Source organism: Paenibacillus sp. FSL R5-0470, assembly GCF_037975205.1.
Lineage (GTDB): Bacteria > Bacillota > Bacilli > Paenibacillales > Paenibacillaceae > Paenibacillus_AQ.
This window is the reverse complement of record NZ_CP150238.1, coordinates 6,549,343-6,566,671: the sequence shown is the minus strand read 5'-3', so window position 1 is coordinate 6,566,671 and position 17,329 is coordinate 6,549,343. Positions and strand designations below refer to the sequence as shown.

18 protein-coding genes are annotated in these 17,329 nt (G+C 46.2%); 12 read left to right on the top strand and 6 right to left on the bottom strand.

The window, feature by feature from the left end; all coding sequences use genetic code 11:
- Positions 1-3 precede the first annotated feature (3 nt).
- Both MKY99_RS29115 and MKY99_RS29110 read right to left on the bottom strand, forming a co-directional pair.
- Positions 4-978, bottom strand: coding sequence for an aldo/keto reductase (locus MKY99_RS29115; RefSeq protein WP_339267753.1), 975 nt, complete (start codon positions 976-978; stop codon positions 4-6).
- A gap of 2 nt (positions 979-980) precedes the next feature.
- Positions 981-1,913 carry a LysR family transcriptional regulator gene (locus MKY99_RS29110; protein ID WP_339267751.1) on the bottom strand — a complete coding sequence of 311 codons (933 nt, stop codon included), beginning with the start codon at positions 1,911-1,913 and terminating at the stop codon, positions 981-983.
- A 60-nt stretch (positions 1,914-1,973) separates the two neighbouring features.
- Here MKY99_RS29110 and MKY99_RS29105 point away from each other — a divergent pair, with 60 nt between their 5' ends.
- Positions 1,974-2,861 carry a DMT family transporter gene (locus tag MKY99_RS29105; protein ID WP_076284906.1) on the top strand — a complete coding sequence of 296 codons (888 nt, stop codon included), beginning with the start codon at positions 1,974-1,976 and terminating at the stop codon, positions 2,859-2,861.
- 114 nt (positions 2,862-2,975) lie between these two features.
- Here MKY99_RS29105 and MKY99_RS29100 read toward each other — a convergent pair whose 3' ends face one another.
- On the bottom strand, positions 2,976-4,073 hold the full coding sequence (locus MKY99_RS29100) for an FUSC family protein (RefSeq protein WP_339267748.1): 1,098 nt from the start codon (positions 4,071-4,073) through the stop codon (positions 2,976-2,978).
- A 307-nt stretch (positions 4,074-4,380) separates the two neighbouring features.
- On the opposite strand from MKY99_RS29100, the gene MKY99_RS29095 reads away from it, so the two are divergent.
- From MKY99_RS29095 to MKY99_RS29065, 7 genes are all read left to right on the top strand, one after another.
- The gene (locus MKY99_RS29095; protein WP_042194671.1) at positions 4,381-5,490 is read left to right on the top strand and encodes an ABC transporter ATP-binding protein; all 1,110 of its coding nucleotides are present in this window, start codon (positions 4,381-4,383) and stop codon (positions 5,488-5,490) included.
- Positions 5,480-6,292 carry an ABC transporter permease gene (locus MKY99_RS29090; RefSeq protein ID WP_042192705.1) on the top strand — a complete coding sequence of 271 codons (813 nt, stop codon included), beginning with the start codon at positions 5,480-5,482 and terminating at the stop codon, positions 6,290-6,292. The genes MKY99_RS29095 and MKY99_RS29090 overlap by 11 nt, the downstream gene beginning before the upstream one ends.
- Complete coding sequence (locus MKY99_RS29085) at positions 6,282-7,115, top strand: ABC transporter permease (RefSeq protein WP_042131492.1); 834 nt, start codon at positions 6,282-6,284, stop codon at positions 7,113-7,115. Before MKY99_RS29090 ends, MKY99_RS29085 begins: the two co-directional genes overlap by 11 nt.
- Positions 7,112-8,185: an ABC transporter substrate-binding protein gene (locus MKY99_RS29080; RefSeq protein ID WP_076284904.1), complete on the top strand. Its 1,074-nt coding sequence runs from the start codon at positions 7,112-7,114 to the stop codon at positions 8,183-8,185. Before MKY99_RS29085 ends, MKY99_RS29080 begins: the two co-directional genes overlap by 4 nt.
- Before the next feature lie 209 nt (positions 8,186-8,394).
- Positions 8,395-9,069 carry a response regulator transcription factor gene (locus MKY99_RS29075; protein ID WP_339267747.1) on the top strand — a complete coding sequence of 225 codons (675 nt, stop codon included), beginning with the start codon at positions 8,395-8,397 and terminating at the stop codon, positions 9,067-9,069.
- A complete protein-coding gene (locus MKY99_RS29070; RefSeq protein WP_339267745.1) occupies positions 9,066-10,433 on the top strand; it encodes a HAMP domain-containing sensor histidine kinase in 1,368 nt (455 codons plus the stop codon). Before MKY99_RS29075 ends, MKY99_RS29070 begins: the two co-directional genes overlap by 4 nt.
- A 202-nt stretch (positions 10,434-10,635) precedes the next feature.
- Positions 10,636-11,616, top strand: coding sequence for an alpha/beta hydrolase (locus tag MKY99_RS29065; RefSeq protein WP_339267743.1), 981 nt, complete (start codon positions 10,636-10,638; stop codon positions 11,614-11,616).
- A 71-nt stretch (positions 11,617-11,687) separates the two neighbouring features.
- Here MKY99_RS29065 and MKY99_RS29060 read toward each other — a convergent pair whose 3' ends face one another.
- From MKY99_RS29060 to MKY99_RS29050, 3 genes are all read right to left on the bottom strand, one after another.
- A complete protein-coding gene (locus tag MKY99_RS29060; protein ID WP_339267741.1) occupies positions 11,688-12,509 on the bottom strand; it encodes a class I SAM-dependent methyltransferase in 822 nt (273 codons plus the stop codon).
- Positions 12,510-12,802: 293 nt separating this feature from the next.
- Positions 12,803-13,654: a 1,4-dihydroxy-6-naphthoate synthase gene (locus tag MKY99_RS29055; protein WP_042192692.1), complete on the bottom strand. Its 852-nt coding sequence runs from the start codon at positions 13,652-13,654 to the stop codon at positions 12,803-12,805.
- On the bottom strand, positions 13,654-14,316 hold the full coding sequence (locus MKY99_RS29050) for a futalosine hydrolase (protein WP_149645415.1): 663 nt from the start codon (positions 14,314-14,316) through the stop codon (positions 13,654-13,656). Before MKY99_RS29050 ends, MKY99_RS29055 begins: the two co-directional genes overlap by 1 nt.
- A gap of 287 nt (positions 14,317-14,603) precedes the next feature.
- Here MKY99_RS29050 and MKY99_RS29045 point away from each other — a divergent pair, with 287 nt between their 5' ends.
- The 4 genes from MKY99_RS29045 to MKY99_RS29030 all read left to right on the top strand — a co-directional run bounded on the left by MKY99_RS29045 (position 14,604) and on the right by MKY99_RS29030 (position 17,204).
- A complete protein-coding gene (locus tag MKY99_RS29045) occupies positions 14,604-15,077 on the top strand; it encodes a MarR family transcriptional regulator (RefSeq protein WP_076284899.1) in 474 nt (157 codons plus the stop codon).
- Between the two features lie 140 nt (positions 15,078-15,217).
- Positions 15,218-15,619, top strand: coding sequence for a DoxX family protein (locus tag MKY99_RS29040; RefSeq protein ID WP_042192683.1), 402 nt, complete (start codon positions 15,218-15,220; stop codon positions 15,617-15,619).
- A 17-nt stretch (positions 15,620-15,636) separates the two neighbouring features.
- Positions 15,637-16,587: a ring-cleaving dioxygenase gene (locus MKY99_RS29035; protein WP_339267738.1), complete on the top strand. Its 951-nt coding sequence runs from the start codon at positions 15,637-15,639 to the stop codon at positions 16,585-16,587.
- Positions 16,584-17,204, top strand: a complete 621-nt coding sequence (locus MKY99_RS29030; RefSeq protein WP_339267736.1) for an alpha/beta hydrolase — start codon at positions 16,584-16,586, stop codon at positions 17,202-17,204. The genes MKY99_RS29035 and MKY99_RS29030 overlap by 4 nt, the downstream gene beginning before the upstream one ends.
- Positions 17,205-17,329: the final 125 nt, after the last annotated feature.

The window sequence follows — 17,329 nt, the reverse complement described above, 5'->3', positions numbered from 1 at the left end:
AGATTATGGGAGCCGATAAAAAGCGAAAGGCTCGCCAAAGCGGAAGGAATCACTTGCCTCATCCAGCTTGCTCACTGTTTCTTCGTTAAGCTGAATGGAGGTACTATGCAAATTCTGTTCCAGCTGCTCCACGCGTGTAGCCCCAACAATAACTGTCGAGACGGCAGGATGATTCATGAGCCAAGCTAAGGAAAGTGCAGTAGAAGAGGCTCCCAGTTCTTCAGCGATCTGCCCCACTTTGTTCCCCAGTTCGATCCGTTCATGATTCAGGAATCTTTTGAAATTAGGATCGGTATCTGCTCTGGACCCTGAAGGTGCGGAACTGTTTGAATTATATTTGCCTGTGAGAATTCCGCCCGCCAGTGGAAAATAAGGAATAATCCCTACACCTTGATCAAGACAAAGGGAGAGAAGCTCATTCTCCGGGGTCCGATCTGCTAAGGAATAGCTACACTGAATTGAAATATATTTGGCGAAGCTCCGTGCCTCACTAATTCCAATCGCCTTCATTAATTGCCATGCTGTATAGTTGGAAGCCCCGATATAGCGTACTTTGCCCGAAGATACCATATCGTCCAGGGTCCGTAACGTCTCTTCGAGTGGCGTATTGGGATCGAAGGTGTGAATCTGGTATAGATCGACATAGTCCGTTTTTAGGCGGCGAAGACTATCTTCTAATTCCTGCATCAAATGGTGCCTCGAGGAGCCGCTTCCGTTAGGTCCGTCATGCTTAACTAAGCCTGCTTTAGTGGCGAGAACGGCCTCATGTCTTCTACTTTCCAAGGCCAAACCGATGATTCGCTCAGATTCGGAGCCGGCGTAAATATTAGCGGTATCGATAAAGTTAATGCCATGATCCAGCGCAGTATGTACGATCTGAATGGAGGTATCTTGATCTGCCCTTTTACCAAAAGCGTTTGTGCCCAGTCCCAATGCGGATACTTGTAGTCCGCTATTTCCAAGTCTTTTAAAGTTCATCTTCAGCACTCCTCATCATCCATTTTTTTAGGCTTAGTAAAAAGATCCAGAGCTGTGTCGATGAACATCTTTACAGCAATGGAAGTGTCGGTAAGCGAGCTGACTGCGATATGTATATCTCTGTAGGCGTCAGGCTGCAGTTCACGGGTTACTACATTTGGAGGTAAAGATAACAAAGATAACTCAGACATCACACCCACAGCCAGCCCCTCTTGAACCATATTAAGAGCTGTTGCATAGTTATTAACCACATATTTCACATTCAGATAGCTGCTGCTTCTGCGGAATAAATCTACCACCGGTGGTTCATAACCTGCTTTACAGATCAGCATAGGCTCACCCGCTAACTCTCTCACACCTATGACAGACCGTTTACGCAAAGGATGGTCATCTCTAATTACGGCATACAGCTTTTCTCTATATAGTGGGATGGTTTCGAACGCCTCGCAAGGAGCGAGTAATAAGCCAACATCAATTTCTTTGGATTCCAGCCATTCTCTGACTTCGGCGATAGAGCCCTCCTGCAGGCTAATCGTGATATTCGGATATCTTTCAGTGATAGAGCTAATAATCTTCGGTAAAAAATAGGCAGAAGCCACAGGAAAAGCCCCAATTCGAATGCTTCCCTTCTCAAGTCCCCTCTCGGCGGAAATCTCCTGATTGACCTTATCAAAGCCCATTAGAATTTCACGAAAAATAACAAGGATACGCTTGCCGATGTCAGTAAGCATTAGACCGTTCCGTCGATCTCGAAGTAATAGCTTTACATCCAGTTCGGCTTCTAGAGAGGAAATTGCTCGACTGACAGCAGGTTGAGTCATATTCAGTTCTACACCAGCCTTGGTAAAACTACCGCTCTCCGCGATTTTGACGAACAAACGAATCTGAGTATTGTTCATAACAAATATGATATGCCCCTTATGAGTATTATTCATTTCATTTATATTCTTAATTATTGTATCATTTGTGATGAATCTACACCAAGGAGTGAATACATGAATCAGCAGAAGAAAAGCATCATCCTTCTTATATTTTTGGTGATTGTATGGGGCATAAATTGGCCTATATCCAAAATCGCCTTAGACTACGCTCCGCCCTTATTATTTGCAGGTATCCGAACCGTCATCGGCGGATTCATTCTGATTCTAATTGCACTTCCTAAGATGAAGGAGCTTCGCTTCAAGCAGCTATGGCCGATCTATCTGACCTCGGCTATATTAAGTATCGTGTTTTATTATGGATTTCAGACAATTGGCTTGCAGTATGTACCCGCAGGATTATTCTCGTCCATTGTATTTCTGCAGCCGGTATTGCTGGGCATTTTTTCATGGCTGTGGTTAGGAGAGAGTATGTACGGGCTCAAAATGGCAGGTCTGTTGCTAGGGTTCATCGGAGTAGGCTCCCTCAGTATTGGAGGACTTAACGGAAGCATCTCTATATGGGGAATTGTGCTTGCTTTAGCCAGTGCTTTGAGCTGGGCATTAGGAACGGTATATATGAAACGAAATGCTGTGCGCGTGGATATGCTATGGATGACCGCTATGCAAATAACGATCGGTGGTATCATTTTGCTGCTTTCGGGATCTGCTACAGAGAAGTGGTCGGATATCACCTGGAGTGGAACGTTTATAGCCGATACACTGTTTATTGCAGTCTTTGTGATTGCTTTAGGCTGGCTGATCTATTTCAAGCTGATTAACGAGGGAGAGGCAGGGAAGGTCGGATCATTCACTTTTTTGATTCCACTGATCTCGATAGGTACTAGCGTAGTCTTTTTAAATGAGCAGATTACTTTGAATCTTGTGATTGGTCTATTGCTTATTGTTAGCAGCATTGTTCTGGTGAATGTGAGGATAGGACGTGCCGCGAAGCAGTCGGTTTAGTTAATTTATGTGGTGATTGTAGTAATCAAGGTTGTAAGAGGGCATATTGATGAATAGGCAAGCATAAACGCCTTCGGCATCCTTATATTTGAACAAAAGGGACACTCCCGAAGCTTATAGCTTCTGGGAGAGTCCCTTTTTAATAAAACGTAAAGCGCGTGCGACTTCAGCTGTTGAGGGCCGAGTGGCTACAACATAAGTAGCAGATTTAGCCCGCTCTACTTCCTCCAACACCCGGTTTAAGTGACTGAAGACCGCACCAAGATCACGAATGCTTGATAGCGAACAATTCCCTTGTAGTTCAGAGAAACTTGCCAGTTGCAGGTCTCGAGCGCGTTGTATGCAATCGGCAAGAGAACGTTGGCATTCCGCGTCTGATAACGTTCTGGTTCCATAAAGAGCAATGCAATCTGCGGTTGATTCCAGCACATCCTTCATCCAGTCCGAAGAGGCGTGATGCGCTGGCAGAAGACGAATATCGTCGGCGATTTCTTTGACGTAGGAATGAATGCTTTTTAGATGTGAGGTAGCCTGTATGAGTCCCTTCAGTTCACCACGGCACTGATAATGTGTGAGGGTATAGAACATTTCTTTTTGTTCCCGGCTGCTATTCGACAGGAGTTTACCTGCTTCCTCCAGCAAATCGTCTTTCGGAGAATCACGTCTTACGCCTACGAGATCTTTTAATGCATCCGCAAGTAGAAGACTTCCTTCGAATGCCAATGCTTTTACCTTGACGAACCTGTTCGGCGGCACGATAATCATATTGATGGCCAGAGCGATCAGCACACCAATGAACGTTTCCCCTATTCTCCAAAGCACGTAGTCATTCTGGTAAAAGGTAAGAGCTAGAACGGAAGTAACACCCACCTGTGAGACAGCTTGAATGTTCATCTTACAGGCCGTAGCGATGCCAATCCCGATGAGTAGAATGAGCAGGATAGAAAGCCCACCTACATCAAAAAACTGGCCAACAATTAGGCTAACGATCCCGCCAAGAATAATGCCGATCAGGCGGTAGATTCCTTTTTCTAGCGATGCTTTAACACTGGCTTGGGTGATGAGGATAGCCGCAAGGGGTGCAAAGTATAAATATTGGCTACCATATATGCTGTGTACGGCGACCCATGAAAGTGAAGCGGCCAGCGTAATTCGTATCATGTAAAGTGAGAAACCATATTTTTCAAGGCGGTCTTGTAACCCCTCGTTCATTATCATTCATCTTCTTTCGGAAAAAAATGAAAAAACTGTCTGGTCTTTCAGTTCGTTTTCATTATAACACCTTAAAAAAGGCCTGGAGGACTGGATATTTTACAAAGTTGTTAAGTTTACGCATTCCTTATCCATGTAAGCTATCGCATATAATGGTACAATCTAATATGCTATATCTATTGGAGTGTCGAATGAGAGGAGGAATTGTCGCTTATTAGCGCTGAGCATGCCCATTCGATTGTTCTCCGCGAGATGCGGGTAAAATAGTATTGTGATACTTTAGGCAGGGAGGTTGTTAGCTATAGCTATTCAGGAAGGCACCATTATTTCATTTGAAGAGGTTACCAAGCAATATGACGACGAAGATCCGGTGTTAAAAGGAGTCAGCTTTGAGATAGAGCGCGGCAAATTCTATACACTACTTGGTCCATCAGGCTGTGGTAAAACGACTATTCTACGATTGATCGCTGGGTTCGCAGAGCCAACAAGCGGTTCTATCTATTTAAATGGTAAAGTGATCAACCACATTCCAGCCAATGAGCGGCAGGTCAATACGGTCTTTCAGGATTACGCATTGTTTCCACACCTGAACGTATTCGAGAATGTGGCTTTCGGACTGCGCATTAAGAAGCTTAAGAAAGACGTCATCACGAAGAAGGTGCAGGAAGCGCTAAGTTTCGTTAACCTTGTGGGCTACGAGCAGCGTGCCATTAACGAAATGTCCGGTGGTCAACGTCAGCGCGTGGCTATTGCTCGTGCGATTGTGAATGAGCCGCAGGTTCTTTTGCTGGACGAGCCGCTATCTGCGCTCGATCTGAAGCTGCGAACAGAGATGCAGTACATACTGCGTGAAATGCAGCAACGACTTGGCATTACCTTTATTTTTGTTACACATGACCAGGAAGAGGCACTCGCGATGTCCGACTGGATTTTTGTCATGAACAAAGGAAAAATCGAACAAAGCGGAACACCTAATGATATCTATGATGAGCCAATTAACCGTTTCGTGGCTGATTTTATTGGCGAGTCCAACATTGTTCCGGGTGTTATGATTGAAGACTATCTGGTGGAGTTTAATGGGCGCCGCTTTGAATGTTTTGATGCTGGTCTTAAACCAAACGAATCTGTGGAGATTGTTATACGCCCCGAGGATTTGGAAATTTCAACGCTGGAACAGGGTAAGCTACGTGTGCGAGTGGATTCCCAGTTGTTCCGGGGTGTCCATTATGAAATCAGTTGTTATGATGAATCCGGACATGAATGGCTTGTGCATTCTACACGTAAGGCGACTGTAGGTAGTGAAATTGGCCTTTATTTTGATCCGGAAGCGATTCATGTTATGCGTTTTGGTGAAACGGAGGAAGAGTTCGACAAACGTCTGGAAGCTTACGGCGAGGTGGAGAGTCATGAAGAATAAGGGCAGATCGTATTATCTCATCCCTTATTACCTGTGGATCGCCTTGTTTGTAATCGCACCAGTGCTGCTTGTCATCTATTATTCTCTATTTGATCTGGATGGGCATCTTACGCTAGATAACTACGTGAACTTCTTTACACCTGTGTACTTAAAAATGACGCTGACCTCATTCTGGTATGCGTTTTTGATTACAGCATTCTCTTTGCTGGTCGCTTATCCGGCGGCATATCTGTTGACGAGAACGAAGCATAAGCAGCTATGGTTATTGCTGATTATTTTACCGACATGGATTAATTTACTGCTGAAAACTTACGCTTTTATCGGCATATTTGGTACGTTCGGACCAATCAACAATTTCTTTGATCTGCTTGGAATCGGAGAACAGCAAATTTTGTTTACGGGCTTCAGCTTTGTATTTGTATCTGTGTATATCTTTATCCCATTCATGATCTTGCCGATCTACAGCGCTTTGGAGGATCTTAATTTATCCTTGCTGGATGCGGCACGTGATCTGGGTGCTTCAGGCTGGACGACGTTCCGGCGCGTTATTTTTCCATTGACCATTTCGGGTGTACGTTCCGGATGTATGGCGGTATTCATACCAGCGCTGTCCCTGTTTATGATTACTCGTCTGATTGCAGGCAACAGGGTCATTACACTCGGCACTGCGATTGAGCAGCATTTTCTGGTCACACAGGACTGGGGCATGGGCTCCACGGTCGCAGTGTTTCTGATTGCTATTATGGCGCTGTTTATGATTATTACCGGCGGATCGCGGAAAGGGGTGCGGAATGAGAAATAAAAACGGTTTCTCCAATCTGTACCTAGTGCTAGTGTTTGCTGTTCTGTATGCGCCAATCTTCTATCTGATGTACTATTCGTTCAACAGCGGGGGGACGATGCACAAGTTCGAGGGCTTTACGCTGGATTACTACCGTGAGGTCCTTCAGGATACACGTCTGATTATCATCATGATTAACACGCTTGTAATCGCGCTTCTGTCCTCGGCTATCGCCACGCTTATCGCTATTATTGGTGCATTGGCCATTAAGAGTGTACAGAACCGCCGTGCTAAAAACACCTTGTTATCTTTGAACAACGTGTTGATCGTTAGTCCGGATGTCATTATCGGTGCATCGTTCCTGATCCTGTTCACCATTGCAGGCATCAAGCTTGGCTTCGTGTCCGTCCTGCTTTCGCATGTCGCGTTCAGTGTACCGATTGCCGTGTTGATGATTCTGCCGCATTTACAGGATATGAGTCCTTCACTGACGGATGCCGCACGTGACCTCGGCGCAAGCCGCAAGGATGTTCTAACTAAGGTTATTCTGCCGATTATCAAACCGGGGATCTTTAGTGGATTCTTCATGGCACTTACGTATTCACTGGATGACTTTGCAGTTACGTTCTTCGTAACGGGTAATGGTTATTCGACGCTATCGGTTGAGATTTATTCCAGAGCTCGGCAAGGGGTGTCGTTATCCATTAATGCGCTATCGACACTGATCTTCCTGTTCACGATACTGCTCGTTGTCGGTTATTACTTCCTGACTCTTAAGAAGAACCGGCAGAATACCTCGGAAGCTGTGGCGGAGCCAGTGGCGGAAGCGGGGGTGCCTAGATGAAACAGCTGGTAAATGCTTTTTTGGCGATCATGATCACGGCATTTGCTCTAATGTACTTGGGCTCCTGGATGAACTCGAGAGAGGGCTATTCCGGAGGGAATACACTGACTATCTATAACTGGGGCGACTATGTCGATCCTGATCTGTTGAAGGAATTTGAAAAAGAGACCGGATTAACGGTCATTTACCAAACCTTTGACTCTAATGAAGCTATGCTAACCAAAGTGGAGCAGGGTGGAACTACTTTTGATGTCGTAATTCCTTCGGATTACGCCATTGCTAAGATGAAAGAAGAAAATTTGCTCATACCGCTGGATCATAGCAAGGTTCCGAATCTAAAGAATATTGATCCGCGGTTTATGGACCTTTCCTTCGATCCTGGCAACAAGTATTCCGTGCCTTACTTCTGGGGAACCGTCGGGATTATCTTCAATCCGGAGATGACCAAAGGGATGGACTTTACCAGCTGGGATTCCCTCTGGGACAGCAGGCTGAAGAACAACATTTTCTTGGTGGATGGAGCACGGGAAGTGATGGGTATGGCTTTGAACAGCCTGCACTATTCCGTTAATGACCGGGATGAGGCTCACCTGCAAGAAGCGCTGACCAAGCTGAATAGGCTGTCTCCTAACGTTAAGGCGATTGTCGGAGATGAGATCAAGATGCTGCTTGCCAATGAAGAGGCTGCGGTCGGGATTGTGTGGTCCGGTGATGCTTCTGAGATCATGGATGAGAATGATAAACTGGATTATGTAGTGCCTGAGGAAGGCTCGAACAAGTGGTTTGATAACATGGTCATTCCACGAACTGCGGATAATGTGGATGGAGCGCATAAGTTCATTAACTTCATGCTTCGCCCAGATGTAGCGGCTAAGAATGCAGAATACGTAGGTTATTCCACACCTAACATCCCTGCGCTGGAGCTACTTCCGAAGGAAACTTCCGAGGATACCCGTTTCTACCCGCCTGCTGAGATTACGGATCGGCTTGAGGTATATGATAATCTTGGCAAACGGATGCTTGCTCATTACAATGAGCTCTTCCTGAAGTTTAAGATGAATAAAAAGTAAGTCGTTTGGAGGTAAAGTCAAACGACTTCAAGAGCGTCTACATGCGGATTACCGTGTTAGACGCTCTTTTTTGAAAGATAAGAAAGTATAAGTTTTGCGCTTTCGTGAAACGATCATCACCCTTTAAATGATGCCGAAGGCGTTCCTTCTTGGCTGGAAGTATATTGTAGTATAATGGCTAGGATGGATAACAGGAAAAGAGGGTACGAATGCCTACTATACTAGTTGCTGACGACGACGCGAACATTCGCGAACTCGTCTGTTTATTTCTACGTAACGACGGATTTGACACAGCCGAAGCTGCAGACGGTAAAGAAGCGTTAGCCGTTTATGCCTCAAAGCAGGTTGATCTTGTTGTACTCGATATCATGATGCCGGTTATGGATGGGTGGACGTTATGTAAAGAGCTCCGAAAAGCCAATCCGGATCTTCCCTTACTTATGCTAACTGCGAGAGGTGAAACCTGGGAGAAGGTGAAGGGCTTCGAACTGGGGACAGACGATTATTTGACGAAGCCATTCGATCCGCTGGAGTTGACGGTTCGTGTTAGATCCTTATTGAAGCGATACAAGATTGGTTCCACTCAGACGATCCAGTTCGGCAACGTCGTCCTTGATCGGCAAACCTACAAGGTGATGAGAGGAACAGAGTCATTCACGTTGCCACTCAAGGAGTTCGAATTGCTGTATAAGCTCGCTGGAACACCCGGACAAGTCTATACGCGGGAGCAGTTAATCGATCAGATTTGGGGGATTGATTACGCTGGAGACGATCGAACGATAGATGTGCATATCAAACGTCTGCGCGAACGGTTCGCGTCTACACCTGATTTTCGCATTGAGACGGTCCGTGGACTTGGCTACCGGCTTGAGGTATATGAATGATCAAATCGTTATATACACGTGTTGTTCTGACCTTTCTAGTCTCCGTGATCGGAGGCACACTGATTTCTCTATTTGTGACAACCTGGGTATTTCAAGATAAATTAAACGAAAACCTGCGAATTCCCTTACTTCGCTTTGGTCAGGACATCGCCCGGATATACGAAACCTTACCATCACGTGAAGCGGATGTTCTTATAAGTGGAATGAAGCAGCTTGATTCCTACCATATTCGAATTTACGATGAGAATGGTCAGTTTGAGTCTTACGGAGTGCTTAATGGAGAGAGCCCTGTTACCGTGACTAGGGAGCAACTGAAGAAAGTATTGGCTGGTGAAGCTGTTCAAGTTAAACCGAGTATAGGTTCTTCCAACCTCTTAGGACTACCTTTGAAAACTGAAATGGGAACGAAGGCGATGTTTGTGGAGCCGATTGTGCCTCCAACTTTGTCTTCTACGAGGAATCTGCTATTTAATTTTTTGGCGTATTCGTTAATAACGGGAAGCGTATTGATACTGGTCGCTTCTATGTTCTTAGTGAGACCGATCAAAAGGCTTACAAAGGCAACTAGGCGTATAGCAACTGGGGATTTTAATGTCGAATTGAATATTAAGCAGATGGGTGAGCTAGGTACCTTGGCTAATAGCTTCGAGGAAATGATGCACGATCTGCAGCACCTTGAGCAAATGCGCAGGGAGTTCGTAACGAATGTGTCTCACGAGGTTCAGTCTCCGCTTACCTCGATATCTGGTTATGCTATTGCGCTCAAGAAAGTAGCCCTCACAGAGGATGAACGGAATCGTTATCTCGACATTATTATTGCTGAAGCGGAGCGGATGTCCAAGATGAGCGATAGTTTGTTAAAGCTGAGCTTGCTTGAATCGCAATCCCAACAACTGCGGCTTATCACGTTCAGTCTTGACGAACAGATCAGACGTGTAATCGTGGCGATACAGCCCCAATGGTCGGCACGCAACATTAGTTTTGAACTTGATTTGAAATCAGTAATCGTATGGGCAGACCATGATCTGTTAAGTCAGGTGTGGACGAATCTCCTTGGAAATAGCATCAAGTTCTCCAAGGATGACAGTGTGATTAACGTCAGCATCAAACAAGATTTGGACAATGTAATCGTCCGAATATCCGACACTGGCATTGGTATTTCTCCCGAGGACCAAGAACGTATATTTGAACGATTCTTCAAGGCAGATCGTTCCCACAGTCGCAAGTATGGCGGTAGCGGAATGGGACTGGCGATTGTCAAACAGATCGTCTCGCTTCATCAAGGTGACATTCGAGTGGAAAGTGAACCTGGAACCGGAACGACTTTCATCGTGACTTTACCTATCACAACACCGACAGCTTAAAGTTGATTGCAAGGGCAAGGGCTATTCTTCATGCTCCGGCGTTACATGCAAACCTCCTTGCGTGTGATACCGGAGTTTTTTTTCACCTGTTCATATTCCGTTCATGTTGTCGTCATTAGGAGTACATCTTCTTTGGTTAAGCTCTCATTAGCGCAAACGTTAGGGCGACTTTAGAAACAGATTAGAACAGGAGAAGATGAGGGTGACACAAACAGATGTAATAAAAACGGAGAATGTAAAGAAGAAACATAAAGTACGTAACTTGTTGCTAAAAATATTAGGAGCAATAGTAATTTTGATCGTGCTTTTTCTAGCCGTTGTTTATACAGTTAATGTGATTAGCAACAAAACAGATCAGAAAAAAATACATCAATATGGTCAGTTAGTTCCTGTTGACGGAAAAAGTATGAATGTTTTGATCCAAGGACAAGGGGAGCAGACTATTGTGCTTATCCCGGGCTTTGGAACTGGAGCGCCAGCACTTGATTTTAAGCCGTTGATTGATGAGTTATCACCATTTTACAAAGTGGTCGCGGTTGAGCCGTTTGGTTATGGATTAAGTGATGAGACCGATAAGGAACGAACTACAGCGAATATCATAAGTGAGGTTCATGAAGCCGTACAGAATCTAAACATTGACCAATATATTCTAATGGGTCACTCCATTGGAGGTATTTACGGATTGGAATATGCGAAGAAATATCCAAACGAAGTGAGTGCATTTGTAGGGGTTGATAGTAGTGTTCCTGAGCAAGGCGGTATGGATGTTAAATTCCCGATAAAAAAATTAAAGCTGCTCAAAGACTCAGGTATCATTAGATTGGGATTGCAATTAAGCGGTGACCCTTATGATGGACTGCCATTTGATGATGAGACCAAAAAACAAATGAAATTGATATCGCTCAAAAATATGAATAATTCCACTACCTTAAATGAAATGGAACATATATATCCTAACTTTGTCGCAGCCAGAGGGTTGAAGTTCGACAAGAACCTTCCCATTATATTCTTTATACAAGCGAATAATACAACCGTGAAAGATTGGATTCCTCTGCATGAAGGGCAAGTTAAGGAATCTGTGCATGGAAAAGTGATGACATTCGAAGGCGGACATTATTTACACCATTCCAGATCTAAGGAAATCGTTGAGAACCTAAATTTGTTCATGGAAGAAGTCAAATAAAATAAGAAAACGCTCCGACCTTCCTTCTAAATAAGGAAATCGGGGCGTTCTTTGCGCTTAAGGGGTGGAGATTATTTGATGCCGATTCTCATTCGGTAGCTGATCAGTACCTCTAAGGTGCGTCCTTGAAAATGGTGTTCAACCACTGAGGTGTAGTCGGCAATATCTTGCTCAAGCAAGGTGGCGTCGAGTTTCATTATCGTTTGTACGCCTCCCTGACTTAGGGTTAAGCCAATATAACGCTGCGCATCGCAGAGCTCTAGATTATGAAATACGATTTCTCTTGCAAAAGAGAAGGCCCCACTAGCCTTCATCCGTGACAAATGCCCTTCTTTATCCCATTTATGTGCTCTCTCCGTATCAGGTAAGAGTGAAGCAAGCAATTCTTCTGTTTTGGAAATCAGTTGATTGTAACGTTCTTCAACATTCTGTTGAAGGGCTAAAGGCCAGTCGCAATCGTAGGCGGCGAAGACACCACCTGTTCTCAAGACCCGGGAGATTTCTCGAAGTGTGCTTTCAGGATCCATCCAGTGGAATGACTGTGAGCAGGTCACTATGTCTACGCTGTCCGCTGCAAGTGGAAGCTGGTTAGAATAACCTTGTACAAAAGTGATGGATTGAGGATCTTCTATCCGGCTTAATTTATCGATTGCTTTTCCCAGCATATCTGGATTCGGTTCAATGCCAATTATGTTGTCCGCGACATCCTTCCACAGAAAAGTAGACAAGCCCGTGCCGCAGCCTATATCTGCGACGACTGAAGGTGTGCTGCCTAAGTAGTCGGTCAGCAGCTTGATGATCATGGCAGGAGCTTCAGGACGGTAGCGGTCATAGTCCTCTTGAAAGCCGAGAAATCGATCGATGTTTTGTTTGCTATTGTTTTCAGGTATCATGTGATCCTCCTTCATAGAACCTATTTATAGATCTATTGTATAGCCATCGCTTCGCCATGCCAAATAATGGATCGAAGCAATCGCGGGGAATGTTACTCAGAACAAGCATAAATGCCTTCGGCGTCCTTATAAGGACGGCAAGTGTTTAAGCGAGAAATATAAGACATAAAGTATGGTGTGAAACTTATACTTTCTTATATTTTAAACAAAAATCCCCGGAGAACACCTTATGGTGTACCGGGGATTGTGGGTTATGTCTAGTTTTAAAGTGCGCTAAGAACGTCTAGCAAATGCTACCGAAGTAATGCAGGATCGATGGCAGGTACAAGTCCTTCTGCTGCAGCACGATTTAGTAAGGAGGTGATTGCAGCGTAGCCGTCATCGCCTAGATTCATCGAGAAGTCGTTCACATAGAGATCAATGTGTGATTTAGCCACTTCTGGAGCCAGCTCTTGAGCGTGGCTAAGCACATAATCTCTAGAATCGGTAGGATGATCCCACGCATATTGTAGAGAGCTGCGAATCCAGCCAGTGATGGCATCGGCATCCAGATCGCGGCGAGCAATGATCGCGCCGAGTGGAATCGGCAGTCCGGTATCGCTTTCCCACCAGCTGCCCAGGTCAGTCAGCATATTAAGACCATATGATGCGTAAGTAAAACGGGCTTCGTGAATTACCAGTCCAGCGTCGATATGTCCATCGCGTACGGCAGGCATGATCTCATCGAAAGGCATGACGACGATTTCGCCAATCCCTCCCGTTATATGCTGTGCTGCCCATAATCTGAAGAGCAGATAAGCGGTAGAACGTTCGCTAGGTACGGCAATTCGGCGTCCAGCTAGCTTCTCGGGACGTTTAATCGCGGTTGGGCCACTTGCTGTAAGAAGCAACGGCCCGCAGCCACGACCCAGTGCGCCGCCGCATGGCAGCAATTTGTAGCGCTCAAGAACCCAAGGTAGAGCGGCATAGGAGATTTTAAGGACTTCAGGTCCCTCTCCATTAGCAGCAAGCGTGTTGGTAATATCAATGTCGGCATAGGTTACATTAAGTTGTGGTGCATTCGGGACAAGCCCGTGTGCCCAGGCATGGAATACAAAGGTATCGTTAGGGCAAGGGGAAAAAGCGATATTAAGCTCAGTTGTCATTACAGCACCTCCAATAGTATAGCGGCTGCCGCCGTTAATGCTTCCATTGCATCGCCGATCTTCCAGGCGGCCCGGTCGCGGGGACCGACCGGGTTCGAGATGGCGCGGAGCTCCAGTACCGGGAGCCCCAGCGCCTCAGCGGCCACGGCAACTCCGTGGCCTTCCATCGCTTCCGCGACGGCACCGGGATGCCGCGCGATGAGGGCGGCGGCCGTCTCCGCGGTGCCGGTCGCCGTCGAGACCGTAAGCACGGTCCCCGTGCTTACGGTCAGTCCGGCCGCTGCCAGCGCGGCCGAAACTGCCTGTACCGTGCCGCGGTCAGCCGGCACGGACACGCTGCCGAAGCCAAGCTCGGCAGCGCTGCGAAAGCCTTCCGGCGTCTCGGCCCCGAGGTCGGCGGCAATCATCTCGCTGGCAACGACCAGCGAGCCTAAAGGTGCCACCCCCGGGAATCCGCCGCCGATCCCGGCGCTGATTACGCAGCCGTAAGATCCGGCTGCGAGTGCTGCGGCGGTTCCCGCCGCCGCTGCTGCCGTACCTGCGCCGGCAGCAATCACATGGAACCTGTCGCTGCCTTGTAGGCCGCGCAGGACCGCGTCTCGCTCAGCAGCTACGGCTGTTACGATCAGCACGCGCCGCGCACCAGCTTGTTCCTCCACCATCAGGTTGCCTCCTTTGAGAGATGTGAAATCGCTTACTAAATAGTCATTCGTAAAGACAAGAATACGCCGTTTTAAGGGTCAGGTCAAACTTAGAGTGATTTTCATCACGCTCTTAAAAAGTCGTAGAAAGAACATTAACAGCTCGTTAAGCACCTTATGTTATCTTTTTGGAGTGGCGAGGTTGACAAAGGTAGCGTGAGGAAGTATAGTTATCTTAACTTAAAGATATTTAATGTAAAGACATATACTTTATATTGAACAACATCGCTGTCAAACTGGAGGTGGGAATGATGAGTAATACCGAAGAGAATGTTCGTAATACAGAGAATACTACGGAGATGGATCAGGCGTCTTCTTTAAAGTTATTTGTTGTATTATCTAAGGCTTACAGAAGCTTGATGGATCAAGCTGTGAAGGATATGAAGAGTTATGGGCTGGCATCTGCCGAGTTCATGGTGCTTGAGGTGCTGTATCACCGGACCCGTATTCCACTACAACAGATCGGGGAGAAGATTCTCGTTACGAGTGGAAGCATTACCTATAATATCGACAAGCTGGAGAAGAAAGGTCTGCTGAAACGTGTGCCGTGTAGTGAGGACAGACGCGTGACCTATGCGGAGATTACGGATGCAGGGCGTGAGCTGTTCGATAAGATTTTCCCGCGTCATGTGGCTTCGATTCATGATTTGATGCGTGGACTGGATAAGGATGAGAAGGGTCAGGCGATTGAATTACTGAAGAAGCTAGGCAAAGGTGTGTAGGAGCGCTGAAATATCGCATCAAGGGCGTTTTTATAAGGTCGGAAGCAGTTCGCTGCTTCTTGCCACTGAAAGATAAAAATTTTTATCATATATCTTAATGTTAAGATAATTAAATCAAAGAAAATTGGAGTGGATTAACAATGATAAGTGTAGGAATATTATTGATGAGATTAGTGATCGGGATTGCGTTTATAGGGCATGGTGCCCAAAAGTTGTTTGGATGGTTTGGTGGTTACGGCCCGAAGGGTACAGGTGGCTGGATGGAATCCATCGGTATTAAACCGGGGGTTACTATGGCGGTATTAGCAGGACTAATGGAGCTGGTAGGCGGATTCATGTTCGCGGCAGGCCTTCTGACGCCTGTTGCAGCGGTGTTGATTGTTGCGACAATGCTGGGGGCTATCATTAAGGTTCACGCTCCAAATGGCTTCTGGTCTACTTCGAACGGAATTGAGTTTCCGCTTACGGTACTGGTAGTCGCTGCAGGTATAGCACTTACAGGGCCAGGTTCGATTTCTCTGGATGCATTGATTTTTAACTAAGAAGGGGGTTTATCATTATGACACTTCAAACTGCAGGAATCCATCATATTACCGCTTTTGTTGGAGATGCTCAGCGTAACGTTGACTTCTACGCCGGTATTCTAGGACTACGGCTTGTGAAGAAGACGATTAATTTTGACGCTCCGGAAGTTTATCATTTATATTTTGGGAATGAAGTAGGTGCTCCGGGAACGATTATTACCTTTTTTCCTTCACCTACCGGGCGTAAAGGCAGAATTGGCAGTGGGCAAGTTGGCGTAACGACTTACGCAGTGCCAGTGGGCTCTCTGACATTCTGGGAACAGCGTCTTACGGCATATCAAATTCCGGTTACTCTTAAGCAGAGAATCTCGGAATCTTATCTATCCTTTGCTGATTATGATGGTTTGCGCATTGAACTTGTGGAACGTGAGGAAGGGCCGCTTAGCAAGTGGTCTTTCGGTGGAGTTCCCACGGGGCATGCTATCAAAGGGTTCGGCGGTGCTGTGCTCTACAGTAACAATCCGTCGCAAACTGCAGAAACGCTTGTCCATACAATGGGAATGAAGCATATCGCTGATGGAGACGGGTATAGCCGTTATAGAACTACTGGTGATTTGGGTAATATTATTGATCTGAAGACAACACCGGTTCCGCAAGGAGCAGGAGGTACAGGCACCGTTCACCATATCGCTTGGCGTGCACAAGATGACGCTGAGCAGCAGGAATGGGGGATTCATGTGCAGAGTCATGGACATCATCCGACACCGGTTCAAGACCGCCAATACTTTAATGCGATTTATTTCCGTGAAAGAGGTGGAATCCTGTTCGAGATTGCTACGGACCCTCCGGGCTTTGCTCGTGATGAAGCGGTGGATGCGCTGGGTGAAAAGCTGATGCTGCCATCTTGGTATGAACCGCATCGTGCGGCTATCGAAGAAAATTTAAGTCCTTTTCAAATAAGAGAAATTGAGGTGAAGCAGGGATGATTCATGTATTCCATAAAGGTAAAGATGTAACGAAACCCACGCTTGTATTATTTCACGGTACTGGAGGCAATGAGCAGGACTTGCTGCCGCTTGCCGGGTTGTTATCTCCTGATTCATCGGTGCTAGGCATCAGAGGGAATGTGCTGGAGAATGGTATGCCGCGGTTCTTCCGACGGTTAGCTGAAGGGGTATTCGATGAAGCAGATCTAATCTTCCGTACTCACGAGATCAAGCAGTTTCTGGATGAAGCCGCAGCGCAATACGGCTTCGATGCCAACAATCTGGTAGCCGTGGGTTACTCTAATGGTGCGAACATTGCGGGTAGCCTGCTGTTCCATTATAAGGATGTTTTCCGCGCTGCAATTCTACTTCATCCGATGGTACCGTTTCGGAATATTACGCTTCCTTCGCTGGAAGGAGTATCTATCTTCATTGGAGCAGGCACAAACGATCCGCTTATCACTTCTTCGGAGACTGAGGATTTGGAGATTATTTTACAGAATGCAGGCGCAGAGGTTACAACACACTGGGGGAACCAAGGTCATCGTCTGAGTGTTGCTGAGGCTGAAGCCGCTAGAGATTGGTTGCAAATGCGCAGCACATCTACAAATGCATAAAACAATCAGAATAACCGCCGAATGGCGGTTATTCTTGTTATACAGGCACCTATAACCCTCCATAAAAGGATTGATCAATTCACTTCCTTTACGTTAGTATGAAGAATACAAAAAAAGGCCCAAGG